Source organism: Pseudoalteromonas sp. S3260 (genome assembly GCF_005886925.1).
Lineage (GTDB): Bacteria > Pseudomonadota > Gammaproteobacteria > Enterobacterales > Alteromonadaceae > Pseudoalteromonas > Pseudoalteromonas tetraodonis.
Genome location: NZ_PNCV01000304.1, coordinates 1 through 436, shown reverse-complemented (window position 1 = coordinate 436; position 436 = coordinate 1). Strand labels below are relative to the sequence as shown.

General features: G+C 43.6%; 1 protein-coding gene. It reads right to left on the bottom strand.

Going from position 1 to position 436, the window contains the following annotated elements:
* The coding region (locus CWC14_RS18575; protein ID WP_138564359.1) for a class I tRNA ligase family protein at positions 1-377 on the bottom strand (377 nt) is incomplete at its 3' end.
* Between the last annotated feature and the right edge of the window lie 59 nt (positions 378-436).

The window sequence follows — 436 nt, the reverse complement described above, 5'->3', positions numbered from 1 at the left end:
TCGATCATCGCAATGATGTCATCCATGTGCCCGGTAACGGTAGGCTCTATGTCGGCATCAAGAATATTTAAGGCACGAAAGTCTTCGTGCATCGCGGCGGTCATCCGCTCTGTTAAGGCGTTAATAGGCTCATTGTTGTCATTAGCACGGGTAATGATTTTATCATCAACATCGGTGATATTACGCACATAAGTGACATCGTAACCGAGATAGCGTAGGTAACGATTCATCACATCGAAGGAAACATAGGTGCGCGCATGACCAACATGGCAATAGTCATAGATAGTGATGCCACACACATACATGTCTACTTTATTCTCGTTCAGTGGAGTAAAGCGTTCTTTTTGACGTGAAAGTGTGTTGTATATCTGCAACATTGCAATATGATCCTATCGTTATATTAATGGCGCTATCTTACCACTGCCCCGACTATCTC